The organism is Pseudomonas sp. 1 R 17 (assembly GCF_900067035.1).
In the GTDB taxonomy this organism is placed as follows: domain Bacteria; phylum Pseudomonadota; class Gammaproteobacteria; order Pseudomonadales; family Pseudomonadaceae; genus Aquipseudomonas; species Aquipseudomonas marginalis.
This window is the reverse complement of record NZ_FKLB01000069.1, coordinates 349087-370070: the sequence shown is the minus strand read 5'-3', so window position 1 is coordinate 370070 and position 20984 is coordinate 349087. Positions and strand designations below refer to the sequence as shown.

The window sequence follows — 20984 nt, the reverse complement described above, 5'->3', positions numbered from 1 at the left end:
TTTACTCTCGTATTCTTATCGTTTTATTATTCCTATATTTCATGTGTAAAAGCTCCAACGCTTTTGATGCTTCAAGCATTGTGCGAACCAACAATTCTTTGTAGTCCTTTCCGATTTTCACAAGCTCATTCACGTCTCTGACGCGTCGATTCAGAAGGTCGTAAATGCGCTTTCTTTCGACGAAGAAGGGGTGCTTTGAGCTAACCCCAATCTTGAATATCTTGGCTTCTTCGATTGCCCTCACAATTTGAGTAAATGGATCGTCATCGTGTTTAAAAAACCAGTATGGTTCGTCCTCAAGCAGCGCAGATAGGCGCGTTTCGCTCTCCGTATAAAGCTGGCTACTGCGTAAGAATTTGCGCTTGGCTACGGCCTCCGTACCAGTCGTTTGCTCAACGTATTCGACGTGGACATACGTGAATTTTTCACTGAGCAGGTTCACCTTGACGTGATGCTTCAGGAGCATCGTAAGCACGTTGGGGAGCTTGACTGTCTTGCCTTGCTTAGATGTGTACTGCTGGCCTGCACAGAGGTTGAAAAGCTGCTGGATGTTGCTCTGATTCCTGTTGAACGTGTCCTTTAACGCCGCAACGCTTTTCTGATCCTTCAGAGGAATGTAGATGTCTTTATCCCTGTGGAGATTGGTCAGGAAAAGGCTCACGCCTTTCCTGTATTTGGCCGTTATCTCGATCTCATTCACGATCTCTGGAAGGCGTGTGTAACCACAAGCAAAACCTAGGTTCTGCAGGTCTGCTTTGAAGCGTTCTGAACACCTGAACTGGAGATACCTTTTCATGGGTCAACCCTCACTGATGGGGGCTGTTATTCGTTGTGTGCTGCGGCTGAAGTTTTGTCCTGAAGGCTTCTCTTAACTTGGCAGTGTCCTTGATTGAAGTCAGGGCCTTCATTTCTTCGACAAACTCTAGTGCTTCTATTACTGAGATCGAATATTCAATAGCGCTCATTTCTGACGCGATTTTTCCTCGGGCTTCTGTTTTTAACTTTTTTATAGACTCCTTTCTTTCAAGCAATTTGGTTTTGTTGTCGTAGGATTTTTCAGCCCTGGCTTTTGCTTCGTCAGTGGAAGATTTCTTCAGTAGGGTTTCACCGAATTTGTCTCGGCTTGCGCGAATGGTATTAGCCTGATCTTCAAGTTTTTTTATTTCCGAAGCTAGCGTTGTGAACTCGTTTTGTTTTTCGATAATGTCGTCTTTTAGTTCAGAAATGGTTTTTGTGATTGTCATTTTTTATGTTGTTTGTTTGTATCTATTATAGCATTTTTAATTTCGCAAGTTGTTCTGTTGGATTTCATTTGTAGAGTGTAAATAAAAACAACACTTGCAATTATCCAAGCGATGATTTTGTCAAAGTGATTGACTGCTGCAATAATTAAAATAATAGTTAAAAGTACGAATGTGGTTTGCAGTTTTAAAAGGTTGAGTAAATCATAGTTGTAGATTAGGGCTCTTTGCTTAACCGGGTTCATAAGGTAGAGATATTTGTAGTCCAAGATGGCATTGTCTATTTCGAGTTTTGAAGAGTTTAACCTTGCGAGGTTCATAGCCAATGGTGTGTATTCCTCGGCCCGAGCTTTTACAGATTTAAAGAGTGCTTTGCGTAGTTTATGGGGCTGCGTGCTCTCTATTTCTTTAAGCACGTCACGAATGTTGTCTTCTACAGAGTTTCTGTATGTGATTAAGATTTTGTAGGATTCTTTGGAGCGTAATTTTTTGCCAAGCTTTATAAGTCGAAAATAGTTTTTTAGGTGTGTGGTTATCATGGTGAATAGAGATTGTTGTACTTTAGATTATAGCATTTCAGTAGCGCACTTTATTCTATTGATGCCTTTTAACATGCTTTCACTTTTTTATTGGTTCATGTCTGATTTTTGTCATCACTGATTTAATGAAAGCCTTATAGAATGCGGTATCCAAACAAACGGAGTGCGCTAGATTGTTTTAATTGACTTGTCAATTAACAACCTGACCTTGCCTGCTGTAAAAAATGCTTAAAAATAGCTTTATTGAATAACCAATACTTACCCAATGGTGCATAGCTCTTGGTGGAATCCCCGCTGTCGTGGTCATCCGAAGGGGGTAGGGGAGTGAGTGAAGCATACGACCGCTGCGCAGCCGGAATCTTCTCGGCAAGCTGATGTGTTGGCCGTAGCTGGATCGGCTGTGTCTGGATGGTTCGTGTACGTTGTACAGAAGCGGTAAGAGCTTTTAGTCAGATCCATTGATAGGCAGAAATGGGTGCCGCTGGTGTGCCCTTGGATCGGCTGGTGGGAGGTGTGGTTGGCTCTGTTCCAGGGTGATGAGAGATGTGCTGTCGGTGTGCCATTACCTTGGGTAGAATGCATGCCTCAATCAACGTGATAACAAGGACCGTTAATGAACGCATCGACCTGTCAATGCAAGAGGAAAGAATGGCTACCTGTGAAGATAGACAACGCCAGAATTTGGTATTTAGATAACTTTAAGGTTTCTATTTATCCCTTCGTTCTGGCCCTCATCATAGCCGCCATTTTTACGAAGCTACATGCTATAGAATTTGTTGATGAGAATAAAAGTCTGGTAAATCTTCGTTATGGAGCGGTAGGCAGTGCTTGCTGTGTATTATTCGCAACCATTGTCAGATTAATTACTAATGAAAAACTTTTGAAGTTGGTTGTTAGGTTTTTATTGTTTGTTTCTAATATAGCCTCTGATATTGCCTACGGTGCTTTAGGTTTTTTTGTCAGCAGCCAATACCTCTCAGAAACGCCTCACCCTCAATTAGCCTGGTGGTTTTTTGGTGGCCTGTTATATTGGGTGCTTATTAACTTTTTATATATCCAAACGAACAATAAAAATGCCACCCGCACCGACCTTATAATATTAGCAGGGGTATCTATATTTTTTGCTGTGGCAACACCGATTGCTCTTATCTATCTCATGAATAAATAAAAATGAAAACTTTTAAAAAATGGTGGGGAAGCATCTGTGAATATCCATGGATTTCGGGTGTCATAGGTGTTGGCCTATTGTTCATTTTGGTTATCTTCATTACCTATGGGGTAAGCCTTGGGCCTCGCTCACATGACCACACGGCATGGAGTAGTTTTGGCTCGATGCTGGCTGGTGTATTCACGTTGTTTGGCACCACTGCAACCATAGCCACTCTGCTGTTCCTGAATGCTCAATTTAAGGAGCAGCAGAAGGTCACGGCGAAACAAATTGAAGCTGTGACATTCGAGCAATACGTGAACCATCGAAAGCTGTTTTTTGAGCGGTTGAAGGAAATTGAAGAGAGTCTAGAGGGTAAGATAAAATTCAAGAATCACGACAACCTCTACCACAATATTTTTCCTCAGAACTCTCCCCTGCAATGCTTTTTCACGGTGGAGATTTTGGGTAGTGGCAGTGGGACGGTTGGCGATTTGTCTGACATGTATTCGAGCCACCTTCTACTCAAAGCCATGCTTGAAAAATCACAATGGTTTGTTGGTGAGGCTGATAACCTCGTAAGGCATTTAATGATGATGCCCAACTCACTGAGCTTCCGTCATGTAGAGGATGCTTTTGATGGTGATATGGAGCTTGATGGTCATAATTTTGGGATTAACATCTACTCGATGAATGAATACGTGTATCGTGTTACGAACATCTTGAATGCATTTCTTACCTTCACTGGTAATTCACCAGTCCCTAGCATTGTTCATCGTGCCGAAAGCTACGAATTGCGAAAAGCCCTGATGCAGAATTTTGATGGGCGCTATGCTGCAAAGCATGGGCTTGTTCCGATCAAAAAAATTAAAATGATTGATGAGCTGGCTAGGCTTCATTTCTGGATTGATCAAGCCAAGGATACAGCCGGTCAGCGAATGTTCTTAGAAGCTTGGCAAAAGCTTAATATTCTATTCAGTTCGAAGCTGAAAGTTAACGAGCTAAAAGACTCGCGAGCCTATAAAAAAATGATTCAAAAGTTTCTTGATGAACTGCATTTAGTAAGGGAGAAGGTTTCACTTAACTCTTATGAGTTTACGGTCGTGGATGAATATTTTACTAAACTGGGAGAGATTGAAAGCGGCTTAAATAATTAATTTCGAAAATATATCTCCTTAAAGTCAAGTTTGAATTTTCGGCTTGGTATAATTCGCTTATAAAACAAACTTTACTAATTATGAAAATTACAAAAACCCAAGTAATGCAATTATCAGTTGTATCTATTTTTATCGGATTTATCTCGATTAATAGTATTTTTAACGGAGCAGCAGAAAGAATGGGGCTCGTATCTAACGCTATGGTTGCTGCTTTAAAATATACGCTTCAAAACCTTACTAGTTTTCTGGATGTATTTATTTACCCGGCGTCAATATTCTGCATTCTTGGTTTCGTTGTGGTGTATGTTCCAATTTTGTTTTTAAGCTTTAGGAATGGCCGTCATTCCTGATAAATTTAAGCAATAATAAAGCCGCCTTAACTGGCGGTTTTGTTTTTATGAAATGGTATAATGGGAGCATAAACAAACTTTACTACAAATGAAAAATCAACCAACCGATTCCGAAATCAAAAGTCTACTGCACGTAAAAAGGAATCTCCTTGAGGGTGTGGGAATGAACCTTGTCCGCGTCCTACCCATTGCCGTTATGGGTGGCTTCGTGATCAAAACGATTATTGCTTTCTTCCTCAAAGAACCCTTCAGTACAAGCTTCGCCTTCTATCTATTCTCCTTGGTATTTTTAATCAGCTTACTAGGAGTTTCCTCCCTAGCAATGCTAAGAGCCAAATGCGCCAAAAAGGATGATGGCTATGAAGGCGGGTTTACTCCAGCTCTCGCGCTTTCAGGCAAGATCCTATCAAGCAATATCCTTGCACCCGGCCAGTACGTGGCACAGCACAAAGCAATCATCAAAGACGGCGCTGTGTGCTTCCTGGTGCCCTCTGTGATGCTCGCCATAGCCTTTGCCCTTCACGTACCCGTAGTGGTGAGTCTCATCGTCCTGGGTGCCGCTGTAGGCTTGTGGTCTGCCCAGCTCAATACGATCCAAGCTAACGCATATGAAGAGGTCGAAACTCTCACCAGAGGTTGATTGCTAATGGAGTTCAAAAGGTCGCATTTAAGCGGCTTTTTTATTGAGAGATTTTCTATGTCTTAAAAGCCATTCGGCAAATGGTATAATTAAGAAAACAAATCTTAAACTTAATGCGTCAATTCAAAATTCTGTTCGCAATGCTTTTTCTTCTGTTAATTGGCAACCAAGCCCAAGCTCTCGAATATTCAAATATTTGTGAAGTGATGAGGACAGCAACACCTCAATCCAAGGGGTTGGCTTCTCAGATAACACAGGGCATGTTCGCTTGTGATGCCGATCAGGGGGTAAGCGTACTTCTAGCTTTAGAAGGTACTAATTCTGCTGCTGTTAAAGCGATCAAGCCGATTCTTGTAAACGCTGGTCGTACTGATGCCAGCTTCTCAAAGCCTAGCCCTTTTCTCGATTCAATGACTACATATTTAACCAATATAGGTTTGGGCGTAACTGGTTTGATTGCTGTTTTTCTTATTTGGAAATTTTTATATGACAAGGCCAAAACCGGTAGCCTTGAGGCTGCTATCAAAAATAATACTGTAAGAATGATTGCACTGCTTCTGCTTTTCTGTCACCTCATCATTGTGAGCGTTGTAATGTTGTTGTTTGCAATATTTGGATTCATGGTCTCGAATAAGCATGCACTTTCTACTGATTTAGAAGAGCTTGCCAAGTCTGAAGATTATAATGTGGTCAGACCAGAAGAGAAGATGGTTTTCTCTGCAAATATCGAGAGGATAAACGATATAGCTACTGAAGATGTAAGGACGATAGACGCAATGTTTGCTAATAATCGTGTGGCATTTGGGGAAGCCGGGTATACAAGAGGTGAGATACTTAAAATTTCTGCTGACGCCGGTTTAAAGGTTTCGAAGGATAAAAGCTGGGGTAGACCCAACGTAGACGCAACCACCAATTGGAAGAACATTGTTCATTGGCTCAACGAAGTCAAAGACTATTCGATGAAAAAGTCTGCTGACCATTATCCCTTCAAAGACCAAGTGCTTAAAGGTTATCCAGCTAGTTTTGGTAAATTCATCATTGGATCGAATGGTGCTGACGTTGAGCAATTGACTGGTGAGAGTCTTAATGACGGTACGATGAGGTCTATGTTTGAAAAGGGGGCAAAGACTAGCAATGAAATGTTAGGTGGATCTTCTACCTACCTGAAAAATACTGGTACGTTAGGTCGTAAGTATTACGCTCAAATCATGGATGACAATTTCCAAACGAACTCAATGAATGTTGTTGATGGTAAGTTCGATGCAGAAGAGCAAGCCATTGTTGATGATGCTTATACTAAATCAAAAGAAGTGATGGGTATTTTGAAGCTTGACGAAATTGGAGTCAGTACGTCATCAGTTGCTGAAGTGATAAAATCGAAATTTGCATCGGGATTTCTTTCAGCGTACATGGGCCACGACTTTGATGCTGATGGTGCTTCATTTCAAAACATTATTAACTATTTTAAGAACACGATTGTAAAAGCCAAACTAAACGAATACTGCACTGATACATGGTCTGAGCATGAATCCTCAAGGCGTGCGATAAAGCAATACAATGAATTACCTAATGACGTGAAGGGTAGCAAATTAAACCGTGACCAAGGATGGGATTCAATCTCTGATTTTGACATGCAGTGCGCGACCCTTAACCCAACCTCATTGAGAATTGAGATATTGGGAAGCGAAAATCAAGCTGACGTTCTAAAATTCAGAGCGGTGCAATTAGCTTACTTAACGGCTGCTAATAGGGCTTTCGAGCTTTATTACATTGGGGTAAAGAAGGCACTGCAAGAGAACAAGGAAGGCATAGACATGCTGACATATGAGGTGCTGACGAATTCGACAAAAGGGATTTTAGGTAGTGCTTTGTCAGCTTCATCAATGTCTAAATTCCGCAACAATAAAAATATCAGTACCCAAACATTGAAAAATGCTTTCTTTGTTCACTGGGATAACGCCGATATTAAAAACTATAACTATGTGAATAGAAAGGTGCTTTGTGGCATACAGGATGTTAGGCCAGAAGGCCAAGCAAGTTCGTGTAACCTTGTACCGTTTGCTCCGATTGATTACAAAGGGCTTTATCTTTCAGCAATTATCAACGTAACACCTTCCACTCTCCTGGACGATGGAAGCTGGTTTAGTAAATTTGACTTTAACAAATTAATCATGGATGCAATCGGCTTTGATTTCACCTCTATCAAATTGATGGCCGGGTTTGATCCCTCGCTGTCGATTATGAAAGGTAGAGCTGAGTGTGCAGCAAATCCACAAAGCTGTGCGAACAATTACCATATAGGTCTCGCTGGTGGGATGTACATGCTTGGTAACGAGATGTTCGACTTTGGTGTGAAGATCATATTGCTTAAGGCGCTTACAGCCGTTGCAGATGGAACACTCGATTCGATTATTGAGATGATCGGTTCTAGTGATTCTTCATCAGCGGGAATCAAGACAGGACAATTCACCGGAAATATCGCTAAATTCCTAGGTTCGTTTAGCGGTAAGACAGTACAGATAGCTCTCAAATCAATGGATATTATAATGAGCGCGTATTTGCCTTTAGGCTACGTTTTTGCTGCTCTAGGTTTTTTCTGTAAATACGTTATTCCTTTGGCCTTATTTTTCATGTTGTTGGGTAGATTGATTTCGTTTATCTACTTCGCGTTTTTCTTCAAATTTATCGAAGCACCGGTACTTTTCAGCTACGGAGCCATAAGTGGTAATCCTATCCATCTACAAAGAGCTGGTTGGAAGTTGGTTTATTTAGCTTGGTACATGCCCGTTCTCGCATTGTTTATGAAAGTGATTTCATTCACTGCAGACAATATGAATGCTCAAGGTTTAATTGCTGGAATTCTAGGTATGAGTGATGGGTCGTTTATTGGAGATATTCTTGCAATTCTTGCTACGGTAATCTTTATCATTTTCTGTATTTTCAGTATCTATAAAAGTGGTATGGACCAATTCGACAGTACAATGAAAGTAATCGGTAATGAGGATGCCCCTGCTGATGATTCAGCAAACAGAATGTATGCTTTATTGTTTGCGAATAATAGAATGCAAAATGCGATTAGTTCTAGTGTCCCAGCACTTGAGAAAGGCTTCAAAAATCTTGTGGCTAACAATTTGAAGGCCAAGCAATACGAGGCCCAAAGGAAAGAGAGAAATAGACAAGCTCGTGAAGAATTCAGTAAGGAAGAACATAATAATAAACAAACCACTGAAGGGGAGGCTTGAATATGAATGAGCAATCTAAAAAGCACTACTATTGGTTTTTGGTTGCTATCGTCGTGCTAGGTCTGGTGAAGGTTTTTACCGTTTTAAGTTTCGGTGCGATGTTGTTAACTGCATTCGCTTGCGCGGTATTGTTTTGGGCAATTCTCAAGGGTGTGAGTAAAAATCATAAGCTAAATGCAAAAATTGAAGAAGTTGATGCTGCGAATCGTGATGTGATTGAACACAACGAAACTCTGATGGGACTGGAAGTGGCGCGCAAGAATGTGGTCAGAAAGAAGAGACTTGAAAAGCTCGGGCTTGGTGATTGATGAGGTTTCTTGCTTGTGTCACCAGAGCCTTTCTGTGCTGTTTCCTTGCCTTGAGCTTGGCGTCGGCCAGTGCCGCTATACAGCCTTGGCCTGTTGCTGTGATGCCTAGCGCCATGGATCTGGCTCCCCTCGTTGCCTCTAACCGTGTGGCATGGCCTGTGACCTGTTCTGTGTTTGCGTTCATCCTTCGGGAAGGGGAGAAGACGAACGTGTTGAGGGCGTTGCTAGGAGAGGACGTTGAATCATTAAAGATTGCAGGTAGGTGAGTGAGGTTTCTAGGATACAAAAAAAGCCCATTAGGGCTATTTGAGTTATTATATTTTGAATTTTACCTTTTTGCTCTTTGGTTCAGGCGTTACTGTCAGTTTTGCCTTTTTAGCTTTTTCCAGTAACAATTTTAATCCGTAATCTAGGTGTGAGCCTTCGCGTGATCTCACTGGATTAACGGATTGACCCTTGTTGTCGTAAAAGTCTATGGATATCGGAGTATCATTTTCCATGATTCTTTCGATTTTATTATCTGTGAGATAAGCTCTGCTTTTACCATTGGATTGAGATCTAATTTCTATCTTGAATCCCAAGCCTAATATTTCATTGTAGTTGGTGTTGGCTGCTGCTTGTGCTTTTTCATTTGCGGGTTTGTTTAATGTTGTCATTCTAATTACCTTTCGAATATGTCGGCATAATTGCTTTTCATATAAATATATTACCATTTGCATTGTCGTAAAATCAGGGTTAGGTGTAACTATCGTACCATTTGGATTTTATTTTTTAGGGTTGTGCGAAAATAACCCTAGCTTTTATTTAAAATCCTATTCGTCAATGAATTCATATGTTTGAACTGTTGAAGCTTTTCCTGCATGTGCTGGTCATGAGCGAGCTTGACGTTCAGGAGAACCTTTTCAGGAGTCTTGATGACTACCATCGACTTACTATTAGGTTTCGTCTCTGTGAGCGCATTCGAGCAAATGACTCTCAGCTGATGAAGGTCATGCTCATGAACCACCATGCTCGATACGAACTGCAGGGCCGCTGCGCAACACATCAATGGGTCAATGTCGTTCACCATTAAATTGAGTAATTGCGTGCGGTGGCGTCCTACTCTGGCTTCTCTCTGTGCTGCTGGTAACGTCAAGCTACCTGCCCCACTGCAATCATCATGTATGACATACGGCTGGGTGCGCTTATCTCGGTCGGATTCGCACACGTCTATCAGGTTGCCAATCAGATTAGCCAAGTCTGGTGGAGTGAGGTACTGACCTAAACCATTGCCCTTCTGGTCATCAAGCCATATGTCTTCGATGAGCGAATGCAGCACGTCTGAGAACACAGGTAGGGCTTCTACAACCCCTTTGTAGATCTGCGCCGACCTTGCCAACGCTGCTAGGTTGATTGAGCTGAACAGCTTTGCGTCTAGACAGATGTAGGTATCGTCAATGAAGACGTGTTTGGTTAGCTCCAGGTCAGTGGCTCCATAATGACGGTATCGCGCCACAAGCTGATTCAGCATCACTCCAAGGTTGAATTTGATGAAGATGGATAAGGCCAAATCTCGTTTTGCCCGTTTGCCACCGGTTTGATGGCTTGTGATCTGAAAGATTGAGGCTTTCAGGGCTTTGATTTGTTGTTCGATAGGTAGGCTCATGCTGCACCTACCAATTGCGTAGCGCTGTGTTCTCTCTTGGCTTCGCTATCACTAAGAGGTGTGACATTCGCCGGGTAGCCAAATATCTCGTAGTAACCACACGCACGAAGCTTCTCTTCACGAATCCTGGCGCGAGATTCGTAAACCTTGGCAGGGGTTATGAACCTGAAGAGGTAAGGATTTCCAGAAGTCCACTCTGTAATCACGTTTGAGCAGTGCTGTGTGAACTCGCAAAGGTCTATGTCGTTAATCACAGTGTTGGCAATGATTTGAAGGGTTGTGGTGCAGCACATGAAAGGGTCAATGTCGTTCGCTATGACAGTGGCATTTTTCGCGTGATGGGGATTTCGCTTCATCATTTGCTGCATTGGTGCCAACAGTAATGCACCAGCCCCGCAGCACATTTCCATGACCTTGAATGGCTGGTCTGTCTGCATAGGCATGAGTTCGGAGCATCCGCTTGCAAGGCTTGGAGGTGTCAGACACTGCCCGAGTCCTTTCCCGCGCTTGCCCACGAGCAGTATGCTTTCTAGGAGAAGTGACAGAACGTCAGTGTATGCAGGAGCTATAGACACGATTTCAAAGTACTGCGCCACTGCGATACAGAGTGCTTCGGAATCGCAATCATCGATCTGTTTTGGAGAGATTTCGTAAAGGGAAGGGTGGATCACTATGCATTGCATAGTTTCTGCGTCTGACAAACCCAATCGCTTGTACCGTTCGATGAAGAGCTTTAGCTGAATATTCAGTGCGAATTTCACGAACAGCTTGAATGAGTCTTCTTGGTTTGTTCTATCGTTTTCAGGATGATTTTCATAAATCTTAAATATGGTTTTTCTAAGAGTTTCGATTTGGATTTTTAATTCATTCATTTTTCACCTATTCAGTAATGACGGCGAAAATATAGATCGAATTAAATGTAGTTGTCAAGATTATTATTATAGTATTGGTTCGGCGTTTGATTATAAGAAAGCCCTAAAGGGCTTATTTGATTTTGCTTTGGTAAAACTTCTGATATGCGGTCTTTTGTAGCTTGTAATCTTCGCTATCATATTCACGTAGCTCTATGCTTCTATGATTGTTATGGTGGTTTAATATTGATACCTCTTTAGCTAGTCTCATTACTTCAAGTGTGTATTTTTCTCCAAGTATTTTTGAATCTAAAATCTTAATTCCTATTTTTCCTTCTTTGTCGGTTTGTATGTTTAAATACGGTTCAAGTTCCTTTGGTGCTTTAATTTCTTTTGATGATTCTTGTGTGCTAACTATCATTCTTATCTCCGGCCTGTTGATAAAAGGTTTATTCCTTTTGTAGGCATATTATACCATTTTGGTTTTTTTAATTTTTGCGTTAAATAAATAGTCTTTCGTCAATTAATTCTTTTCAGCTTTGGGATCGCTGTTCGCGTTTCGTCTGAATACGTCTGTTAGGCTTTTTCGAAGCTCGTCTGTCGGACGGATCTGTAGGTCGCTTGTCGGCTGCTGGCACGTCGCGCCATACTGTTTGCATGTACAGTATGAGCAAGCCCCCATGTTCTCCATCCTCGGTCCTATCAATCCCCCTTTAGATCCTCTGCGAAAGCCCATCGTGGGCAGGGTTTCGTGTGGGTTTCCGTCCCCAGCCTTGGAGTACTCCGAACCGCCTTTGAGCCTGGATGAACTGGTGTGTCTACGTGAGCCGTCTCGCTGGCTGCTACGTGCTGACGGTGATTCCCTGCAGGGGATTGGGATCTACGATGGTGACGTGCTGGTCGTGGACAAAGCTTTGGAACCCCTCAATGGTGACATTGTGGTCGTGGTCATTGGCTCAGATTTCTGCTGCAAGGAGTACAGAGAACGCCTAGGAAAATCGCCCGTTCTGCTGGCTCACAATCCCCTCAATGCAAGCATTGAGGTGGGAGAGTGGGAAGACATCGAGCTGTGGGGTATCGTCCTGCACAACCTACACCGTGTGTCTCGATAATTGAGTGCTTTATGACTAGCAGAAAAGAAGCTCTTTCCCGTTTGACCAAGCAGGTACTGGAAACGCGAAGTGAGGTACGAGCAGGTCTGGAATCTGTAGAGATAGAATTGCGTGAGTCAGTTAATGGTCTGAGAATATACGCAACCGGTAAAAGAATAGATCTATATAGAATCGACGAATGGGACTGGGAATATGGAATGTTGCATTTCGACGGGGAAAATTTAAGGATTCTTACTTCCACAACTATGGAGGATGGTCAAAATTACGGAACGCCTTACGAGGGGCACATGACTTCGCGGCATATGAGCGAGATCAAAGACGACAATGCGATTATTAAACTAACTTCTCCCGACTCAATAAACTCTATTTGGAACGCATTGGAAGATCAGGCAAAGGAGATGCTTGGTGAGGCTAAAAGCTCCGCTAAACTCCTGTCCGAATTTTCGGATGTTCAAAGTGAGAGCATCCATAAAGAATTAGTAAACTTGATGGATGGCGACTATTTTGAAAGGCAATGGGTTCGCGCAAGACTTGCAATTGAGACAGATGCAAGTGACTCCTTAACGCGCACAACCCAATTCCTTGAATCGGTCTGCCGCCATTACCTGGAAAAACGTAAAATCCCTTTGGGTAACAAGAAAACCATTACAGATTTCATAAATGCTGTCGTAACCGATTTCCCCCCGCTGAAATTTCCAAGCGGCGAAGACCATACAGCAGATATTAAAGCCTTTTTTGGCGGCGTTAAGGGAATATCACAAAGTGCCGGGGCTTTAAGAACACATTTGGGTACGGCCCATGGTGGAGATAAAACCGCCAATGCTGATGAGGCGCGCCTGTCCAATAATCTAGCGGGTGCAGTGGCTATCTACATTCTGGAAAAGCTTAAAGAGCGGATGGTTGCAGAAAATGAGTGATGACGGATTTTTTGAGCTGGCAGCTCGATCAGCGAAGGTCAAAAACGAAAACCTGCAACTGCTGCTTGGGTTGAGAGCTTTCGAGCGAAAGCTTCTCGATTTGGTTGAGGGTCTTGGGTGTGGTGGCAACAGTGAAACCATAGTTTTTGATGAAATTCTCGACCAAGAACATGAGCCGATGGGGCACACAGCTTGTTATCTCGCATTCACTGGACGGGAGCTAATGATTGGATGGAAACAGGTTCCTTGTCCAAGCGAAGAGGATTACTGGACCCTTTGCCCATTGGACAAAGCGGACACTGACCTGCACAGGCGTATCAGTGACCATAAGGTTCTGAATTCGCTGGTAGCTGACCTGCTGGTGAACCTGGATAGGGAGTACCTGAAAACGGCCTCTGTGGTTCAGTCGCTTTCCCAGTTTGTGACGGTCGAGAAGGCAGAAATTGACGCCGATCTGGATACGCTGTTTAGCGGCAATACCATGCTCCTGGAGTCATGGATGAAGGCAAGGGGTTGCGTACTGACTGATCCAGAGCTTTCTATCACCTTGAGCTGCAGCCACATTGAGACAGTACTGAAAGCGTGTCTCAAATCTCTAGGTGAAAGTGGATATGAGAGAGAGACAGTAGAACGGCTTTCCTCCCTGACCTTGAAAGCGTTAAGGGCTTCCGGGGCTATTGATGACAACACGTCACAGATGCTTCGTGGTGCCGCTACGATTTTTCAGTGTGTAGGGGCTTCTAGGAACGATAGAAGTGTTTCACATGGCAAGAACGCCGGTTACGTTCCGCCACCATCTGACCTTGCCCAAACCATCAACCATCTTGCCGGTGTTGCCTCTTTCTTTGTGATGAAGCAGACCGACCTTGTGTTGAAGGCGAGGTGACTGATGGCCGTCTTCTGTCTGGTCGATTGTGATTGCTTCTACGTGAGCGCAGAGCGTCTTTTCGACCCTACGTTGATCGGTGTTCCCGTGGTCGCATTGTCGAACTCAGATGGTTGCGTCGTTTCCCGCTGTCCAATTGCCAAAAGCAAGGACACGGCCAACGGCGGGCTGGGGATCAAGATGGGCGCGCCGTTCTTCGAAATTAAGAACCTGATGAAGTCTCACGGCCTGCGAGTGGTCAGTTCAAATTACGCCTTGTACCAAGAAGTCAGTAACCGTGTGATGCGTGTTTTAGAGACGTTTGCGCCTCGGATCGAGGTGTATTCGATTGATGAGTCCTGGCTAGATTTCACCGGCGTCCAGGGCGACTTGGAGAAGCTAGGGCGTGAGATCCAGGCTGCGGTGAAAAAGCAAACCGGAATTGGGGTAGGGGTAGGGTTTGGGCCGACCAAGACTTTGGCAAAAGCTGCCAATTTCAGCGCGAAGAAATGGCGGAAAGAGACTGGTGGTGTCGTTGTTCTCATGGATGCAGAACGTCGTGACAAGCTTCTTAAATGGATGCCGGTAGATGAGATATGGGGCATAGGCCGAAAGCTTTCTAAAAGCCTTGAGGGTATGGGAATCCATAAGGCTATCGACCTTGCCAGGTATGACCGTAAAAGCCTGCGCAAGGTGTTCAACGTGAACATCGAAAAAACATCCATGGAACTGGAGGGGGCGAGCTGCTACGCGCTTGAAGAATCCCCTGAACCTAAGCAAACCATTGCAAGCACTCGATCCTTTGGTGAGCGTGTTACTACACTGCAGGGGCTACGTGAAGCCGTTGCAACGTATGCGAGTAGGGCTTGCGCAAAGCTCCGGTCGGAAGGGCAGGCCGCTTCCTGCCTCCAGGTCTTCATCCAAACGTCCCGCTTCGATGACAAGCCCTACAGTCGTGCTGTGATCTGTGGCCTGCCGGTGCCGAGTAACGACACTCGGGAGTTCGTTGCCGTGGCCCTTGAGGGACTACAAAAGATCTACGTGCCAGGCTATCTCTATGCCAAAGCTGGAATCGTGTTAAGCCAGTTCGTCAGTGGTGACGGGTATCAGCCGGATCTATTTGCACCAGAGCCTAGGCGAAATTCAGAGACGTTGATGAAAGTGTTGGACGGAATCAATGCCAGGTATGGCAGGGGTAGCATCAGGCTCGCTGTGGAGCCACCCATTCCCCAGTGGGGAATGAAAAGGGATTACCTATCAGATAGTTTTGTCACCGATTGGAATCAGCTCAAAAGGGTTTTATGTTAAGTTGAGAAAATATGGCTTCAGGTCAAGGATGAATTAATGTACCACTATTATAAGCCACTTCGTAACTTCTCAAAAAAACTAGACTTGAATACTTCACTGGTTCAGGTCTGGGAGATTTTTCAAAACATCGTCAACGATAAGCCTCTGCCTTACGAGTTCCACGTATTGGGTAACGGAAGCCCATCTGTAAAAGGTAAGGCGTTTCCATGGGAGCTAGATATTTTAGTAAAAGAGATAATCTTGCATGCAGGTAAAGTATGCGATAAAAACCTATTTGTAATTCCTGACTTTGTTTGCGCTTTTAATTTGGTAAAAAATATACCAGATACGCTAATTGGTATGAGGCCGCAAGAGCGTATCATGCGTGAGATGTCGCGCATTTACAGTCAGCAAAGTACCTGGAAGACTGGGAAGGACTTGCAGACCCTAGCAAGATACCTAAGAATCTATTCCTATCCTGATCTGCATGAAGTTTTGCTGAAAGCGACGGGCATGTCGATAAAGCACCATATGCTAATGGGGGCGGCGATTACAGGGCACTTACTTGGCAGCTATTGGTATAGTCCACTGCAATCGTTTGAGGCATTCGGCATTTCAAACCAAATGCGGGATTCTTTTTGGAATAGGGTGTCGAGTAACGTCAACGATCTGCGTGAGGCTGTTAGGAAGGAGCAAAAATACGATGATGACTGGGCATATACATTTAACCCGCTTATGGAAAAGCCATTCATTAGAGGTTTGACGAGAGATCCTAACATGGCTGTGTGCCCGATACCTTCGTACCTTATTCAGCGAATAACAGAAGGTTTATTTTTTGATATTAAAAATGTAAAAGGTTTCGGTAACTCATACGGAGCTGCATTTGAGAGTTATGTGAAAGGGATAACAGAGCAGCTAAATGAGGGTGGTTTCTTCACCGTTATTGAGGGTAGTGAGTATAAAGTTGGGAAAGACAAAAAGCATGGCGTAGACCTTATTCTTGAGAGTTCTAATACCGCTATATTAATAGAATGCAAGACTAAGAAAATGGTTTGGGACGCCAGGTATGGCTATGGTGAAAAAAGTCTAATTTCCGAAATCGAGAAGTTGGCTATGTTTGTGGTTCAAAACTATAAAAATTTAGTGGATGTTGTTAGTGGGAATACGAACTGGAAATGCCTAGGTCGCCATTTGTATCCGATGGTCGTTACCCTAGGAGACTTTTTGATGATGGACCCAGTGATAATTGCAAGGTTCGAAACTGAAATTCTAGATAAGCTTGCTATCGAAGGGCTTCCCCCTGAAATTCAGTCCGAATACCCTTATCTAGTGGTTTCGATTGATGAGTATGAAAAGCTCATACAGGTTCTAGACATTGTTGGGTTTGATGAGTTTTTTGATAAATTTAAAGCAAGTGAAAATAGGGGCTGGGCAGTAACCAAATTTCTCCATGAGGTTTATTCTGCCGAAATCTTAAACTGTTCTAATGATTATCTACGCCAAGATTTGCTCGATTTAAAGACGGATCAAATATTCTACGAAAAAGATATACCCATAAATTAAAGTCTGTGCAAATTTAAAATGGAGGCCTGCAAATGTTATAATTAAGGAAATGAATACTAAATAGATGAACTTCACAAGAAATATTTTTCTACTGCTTTTGTTGTTTTCTTCCTCCTTCTCACAAGCGCAAGCAAACACATTAGAAGAAGCACAACAGGCAGATTGTTACTACGCAACGAGTGACATGGTAGGGAAATGCGCTGGGCATGCGGCTAAAAATGATTTTGCCTTTAGCGCAGCCGCTAAAATGCTAACCCCGCAATCGGTCATGATAGCTCGATTGATCTTGTCACCCTACTACGATGACCTATCAATCGTTGCTGATAAATCCAAAGGAGGTGAAGCAATACAGGCTATCGTGAAAGGTGCCGTGGACGTGATTGGTATATTTGCTTTTCTAATGGTTGGTCTAGCGGTTCTTTACAATATTTACAAGAATGCATCTGACGCTAGCGGTGTAGCAAATCAAAACAAAGCCCTTTTAATATTTTGCTGGATAGCCGCCATTATTCTTGTCGGTTATGGATGGATAATTCATACAATTTTAGCGGCTGCGATTGTCTGTTTTGTACTGACGATACAGGCAGGGATATTCTTGTTTGGTATTTTATTCGACTCGTCGGTAAAGGATGAATCTGCATTTACAACAAGAGGAAATATCGCTGCCGAGCTTTATTATAATAATGTCATATTGAATGCTATACAAATGTCCGCCGAAGACATTTCGCTTCGTAGAAAGCTCCTAGTGAAGCACAACCTAATTAAAGATGTGAACATGGGTAGGTTAAAATTCGTCGAGACTGCTTTCTCTCGTTGCCTTGAACAACCTGCACCACAAACCGTCTACGATGGTGAGGCTTTACTGGTTGGTGAGATAGTGAAGACCAAACAGTGTATGAAAGAGGGTCTACAGATAAACGTATATTCACCTGGGATCATCAAGTCTTCTCAGTCTGAAGTCGTAAAGATGGCAAACATTAGGTTGTTTGATGGTGCTTATGAAGAGGCCAGGAAAAACCTAATTTACATGTGTAATACCGGCCTAGATAAGGGCGAGAATCGTCAAACCTACGCTGACAGTGAGCTATTACTAAACGACTGTCTAGACATAAAGGTGGACGGATCTGTTGCTGACAAGGATACGTTTGTTCATGAATATAGGGAAAGCGTGACTGCTGAACAGTTACGTGAAAACCGTGATCAACTGGTTGGCATTGTCAAAGACACTGTAGACACAGTGGTTAGAGAATTGTTGGATAAAACGGAAAAAGAGAAAATTCGTTCTGATTTGTTTTCAATGTTCATATCATTGATGCACGTTAACAGCTTCCAAAAGAAAATCCATGATGCGGTAGACGCAGAATATAAAGGCTTTGTGGTTACTGTGGATCAAAAGCTGAATGCGGCTGATTCATCTGCTGCATTGAATGAAAACGATGCTGGCAATAGTAGAAGTAATTTATTAAGTGATTCTGAAAATGTGAAGCTCTTCGACATTAAGAAATCAATTTATGATGTGTACCTGACTGGCGGAAATAACGATTTATCAGGTTTAACGTTAGGAATAATTCAAAAACTCTTAAATATGATGACAGCAAAGTATTATGAAAATATTGGTTTTCAGTTCAAGTCATGTTTTAAAACCGGTGCGAATTGCTATTCGCCAGTTTTGAACGCACCAGCAGCGCTGTTCAGTAACTCAGCTGAATACACACAAATGTCACTGTCGATTTACTACGGTGCAGAAGTATTAAGAAACGGAATTCTGACATTTAATAAGAACGAAAGATATTTGACTAATACCCTTTCGGGTATCTCCAAGATCTCAATGTTTATGTATTTGTTCTTTATGGGTAGCCAGATCTTGTTCGGAATTCTTCCGATCATCTATCTTATGGGTGAATTAGGAACTCTTTTTGCTGGTATTGTGGGCATCACAGTTATTCTTTGCGTGAGAATTCTCAAGGCAATAATGCCAGGGAAAAGTGAAGATCATGCTTTTGATGTGTTGAAAAATATTCTTCTGCAGCACGCTTGGATTTGTTTGCACGGTCCTATGACGATTGTCTTGTTTGTTGTGGGCATTGTTCTGATTTCAAATATACTCGTAATAGTCAATGAGGTGGTCTACCATTTATCTTCTATCTTTATGGTGGGCGGTACAGGGCTTATCTTTGATGTGATAAGAATGCTCGTGATGTTGTTCTTGCATCACATAATAAGTATCGTGATGTTTGTCGTATTCTTGAGGCAGGTGAAATCCATCAACGTTTCATTCAAGGAATTGCTAGTGGCAAAAGACATTGTTGAAGATAAGAGAATGGGTGAGAAAGGCTTTGAAAAAGTTAAAGGCGCAAACGAGAAATTCACAGGCTCATTAAAATTGCAGAGTTTCAAATAAGGAATAAGTTATAAGGGTGTAGGAGTTTATTGCAAAGGTGTTGATGCGTTTGTCGCTTAACCCTTTTCTTTTTATTTGCAAATGCTATAATTTGGATAACTAGAATAAGGTGAGCAACATGAAGAAGGAAAAAATTAGGTTAAATTACTTACAGAGATTTATAATTATATACGCAGGTATCTCAACGTTGCCAATTGGAAACGTTCTCGTACAAGGTACGTCAAATGTTAATACTGCGTATTATGATGCTCACCTTATTCTCTTTCATGTCGCGCCATTCATTTTTGGATTGATCACGTTGCCAGTTTTTTATTTAATCAATCAGATTGATTACAAACCTAATTTTTTCAGTCCTGATATTTACGATAAGCGAATCAAAGCATTCAAGTTGATAATGAATATCCTGGTATGGGTTTTCATCTACAGGGCATCCATGGTCATGTTGTTCGGGGTGCCATTTTGGAGCTTTGCGGGGGAAACGGCAGTTGTGAAATTTTTCCTCCATGAATTGTATTACGTCGATCTCACACAGATTCAAATGAGCTTTAAGAGAAGTGATCCTTCAGCAATGTTCGGCTCTATGTTTGCGTTTACAATAATCTGGCCGATTACTCTGTTGGTTGGAATGTTCACTTTGGTGCTGATGAAAAATAGAAGCTTACGCAACGACAATAGAAGAACTGCATGAATAAAAATATTGGGATATGAAAAGGCCACTCTTCAGTGGCTTTTTTATTGGGGATGATTTATCGAGGTGCATTACGGCTTTGCCGTAGAGGGGGAATTCATCTGGTTTTGCACGTTGGTAATCTATTGAGTGCGCTCGCGGGCAGGGAAGTACAGTAAAAATCCAACAAAGCATTTATGGGCGGTTTAGGTAGGATCAAACCTTGTTCATTGAGGATAATCAATTTCTGGTCAGGCAATATTAATCGGGCTTTGTTAGGTAAAATCAAAGCATGTGTGTTTTTCATAATGGGTTTGGTTTGTTTAGTCTAATTATACCATTATGACTTGTCCCAAATTCTAGATATAGAAATTTAGATTAATATTTGCTTAGTGATTATGGAGTGCCAAATAAGCGATTCCATAACCATGATAAAGTTATACTGGCTCAAATGGCAGAAGATTCGTCAGGCTTGACATTAGCCTTTACTGCTTCTTGCTTTTCCCATTTAGATAATTCGGGTATAAAAATTCGGACGAAATTTCTGAATACACAGATTTCGCTTACGCTCATAACGTACATTTTTCCAACAATCAATTTGTCTTCATCGAAAAAGGTATCCACCAAATCATTGTCAATTAGATGCCATTCAAATGGGAGATTTTCGTAAGCCTCTACAAAAGCTGCTTTTTTGATGGTGATGGAAGATTTATCTTTTTCGTTAATATATCCAAAGCTATGAGCATACAGGTTCCGAATCTCGAGATAAAAATTCCATAGTTTAATCATGAAGTCCCTCGGCAGTTTGAATTCCTCTTCAAGATGCTTTATGAGACCTGGCTTATCTTTAAGGGCCTTGCTCACAATTGTAGGAGTGCTAGTTAACAAAACTACTTCTTTGAGGTGATCCTCTGTAACAGAAAACAAATACATGAATTCGAATACGTTGACCAAACCTCTGATTAATTTATTCCAGCTTTTTTCCGTGGTTGATTCCAATATTTCATCTAAGTCAACTTTCACGTCTTCGTCATAATAACCCTCAATCGACA

Annotated in this window: 20 protein-coding genes; 13 read left to right on the top strand and 7 right to left on the bottom strand. The window is 42.4% G+C overall.

Features of this window, described 5'->3' with window-relative positions; all coding sequences use genetic code 11:
* Window position 1 precedes the first annotated feature (1 nt).
* From BFP99_RS30630 to BFP99_RS30620, 3 genes are read right to left on the bottom strand one after another with little or no spacing between them, the layout of a single operon-like run.
* Window positions 2-796, bottom strand: coding sequence for a hypothetical protein (locus BFP99_RS30630; protein ID WP_065948935.1), 795 nt, complete (start codon window positions 794-796; stop codon window positions 2-4).
* A 10-nt stretch (window positions 797-806) separates the two neighbouring features.
* Window positions 807-1244, bottom strand: coding sequence for a hypothetical protein (locus BFP99_RS30625; protein WP_065948934.1), 438 nt, complete (start codon window positions 1242-1244; stop codon window positions 807-809).
* Window positions 1241-1657, bottom strand: coding sequence for a hypothetical protein (locus BFP99_RS30620; RefSeq protein WP_231807904.1), 417 nt, complete (start codon window positions 1655-1657; stop codon window positions 1241-1243). The genes BFP99_RS30625 and BFP99_RS30620 overlap by 4 nt, the downstream gene beginning before the upstream one ends.
* A gap of 736 nt (window positions 1658-2393) precedes the next feature.
* Between BFP99_RS30620 and BFP99_RS30615 the strand changes: the two genes are divergently transcribed.
* The 5 genes from BFP99_RS30615 (at window position 2394) to BFP99_RS30595 (ending at window position 8624) form a co-directional block, all read left to right on the top strand.
* Window positions 2394-2948 (top strand): hypothetical protein, encoded by a 555-nt coding sequence (locus tag BFP99_RS30615; RefSeq protein WP_065948932.1) that lies wholly within the window; start codon window positions 2394-2396, stop codon window positions 2946-2948.
* A gap of 2 nt (window positions 2949-2950) precedes the next feature.
* Window positions 2951-4084, top strand: coding sequence for a hypothetical protein (locus tag BFP99_RS30610; RefSeq protein ID WP_065948931.1), 1134 nt, complete (start codon window positions 2951-2953; stop codon window positions 4082-4084).
* 513 nt (window positions 4085-4597) lie between these two features.
* Window positions 4598-5074 (top strand): hypothetical protein, encoded by a 477-nt coding sequence (locus BFP99_RS30605; protein WP_256098264.1) that lies wholly within the window; start codon window positions 4598-4600, stop codon window positions 5072-5074.
* Between the two features lie 113 nt (window positions 5075-5187).
* Window positions 5188-8316: a hypothetical protein gene (locus tag BFP99_RS30600; RefSeq protein ID WP_141690851.1), complete on the top strand. Its 3129-nt coding sequence runs from the start codon at window positions 5188-5190 to the stop codon at window positions 8314-8316.
* 2 nt (window positions 8317-8318) lie between these two features.
* The gene (locus BFP99_RS30595; RefSeq protein WP_065948929.1) at window positions 8319-8624 is read left to right on the top strand and encodes a hypothetical protein; all 306 of its coding nucleotides are present in this window, start codon (window positions 8319-8321) and stop codon (window positions 8622-8624) included.
* A gap of 314 nt (window positions 8625-8938) precedes the next feature.
* On the opposite strand, the gene BFP99_RS33165 is transcribed toward BFP99_RS30595, so the two are convergent.
* The 4 genes from BFP99_RS33165 to BFP99_RS33160 form a co-directional block, all read right to left on the bottom strand.
* Window positions 8939-9280 (bottom strand): hypothetical protein, encoded by a 342-nt coding sequence (locus BFP99_RS33165; protein ID WP_141690850.1) that lies wholly within the window; start codon window positions 9278-9280, stop codon window positions 8939-8941.
* A 137-nt stretch (window positions 9281-9417) separates the two neighbouring features.
* Window positions 9418-10269, bottom strand: a complete 852-nt coding sequence (locus BFP99_RS30585; RefSeq protein WP_065948927.1) for an N-6 DNA methylase — start codon at window positions 10267-10269, stop codon at window positions 9418-9420.
* Window positions 10266-11141 (bottom strand): N-6 DNA methylase, encoded by an 876-nt coding sequence (locus tag BFP99_RS30580; RefSeq protein ID WP_065948926.1) that lies wholly within the window; start codon window positions 11139-11141, stop codon window positions 10266-10268. The genes BFP99_RS30585 and BFP99_RS30580 overlap by 4 nt, the downstream gene beginning before the upstream one ends.
* Before the next feature lie 112 nt (window positions 11142-11253).
* Window positions 11254-11541, bottom strand: a complete 288-nt coding sequence (locus tag BFP99_RS33160) for a hypothetical protein (protein ID WP_141690849.1) — start codon at window positions 11539-11541, stop codon at window positions 11254-11256.
* A 259-nt stretch (window positions 11542-11800) separates the two neighbouring features.
* Here BFP99_RS33160 and BFP99_RS30575 point away from each other — a divergent pair, with 259 nt between their 5' ends.
* The 8 genes from BFP99_RS30575 (at window position 11801) to BFP99_RS34225 (ending at window position 20602) form a co-directional block, all read left to right on the top strand.
* Window positions 11801-12232, top strand: coding sequence for a LexA family protein (locus BFP99_RS30575; RefSeq protein ID WP_065948925.1), 432 nt, complete (start codon window positions 11801-11803; stop codon window positions 12230-12232).
* 11 nt (window positions 12233-12243) lie between these two features.
* The gene (locus BFP99_RS30570; RefSeq protein ID WP_083221288.1) at window positions 12244-13149 is read left to right on the top strand and encodes an abortive infection family protein; all 906 of its coding nucleotides are present in this window, start codon (window positions 12244-12246) and stop codon (window positions 13147-13149) included.
* Window positions 13142-14035, top strand: coding sequence for an abortive infection family protein (locus tag BFP99_RS30565; RefSeq protein WP_065948924.1), 894 nt, complete (start codon window positions 13142-13144; stop codon window positions 14033-14035). Before BFP99_RS30570 ends, BFP99_RS30565 begins: the two co-directional genes overlap by 8 nt.
* A gap of 3 nt (window positions 14036-14038) precedes the next feature.
* Complete coding sequence (locus BFP99_RS30560) at window positions 14039-15322, top strand: Y-family DNA polymerase (protein WP_065948923.1); 1284 nt, start codon at window positions 14039-14041, stop codon at window positions 15320-15322.
* Between the two features lie 36 nt (window positions 15323-15358).
* Entirely contained in the window at window positions 15359-16864 is a 1506-nt protein-coding gene (locus BFP99_RS30555; RefSeq protein WP_065948922.1) for a hypothetical protein, read from the top strand.
* 64 nt (window positions 16865-16928) lie between these two features.
* A complete protein-coding gene (locus BFP99_RS30550; RefSeq protein ID WP_065948921.1) occupies window positions 16929-19265 on the top strand; it encodes a hypothetical protein in 2337 nt (778 codons plus the stop codon).
* A gap of 118 nt (window positions 19266-19383) precedes the next feature.
* A complete protein-coding gene (locus BFP99_RS30545) occupies window positions 19384-19953 on the top strand; it encodes a hypothetical protein (protein ID WP_236323527.1) in 570 nt (189 codons plus the stop codon).
* A gap of 430 nt (window positions 19954-20383) precedes the next feature.
* Window positions 20384-20602, top strand: coding sequence for a PH domain-containing protein (locus BFP99_RS34225; RefSeq protein ID WP_370737685.1), 219 nt, complete (start codon window positions 20384-20386; stop codon window positions 20600-20602).
* Window positions 20603-20984: the final 382 nt, after the last annotated feature.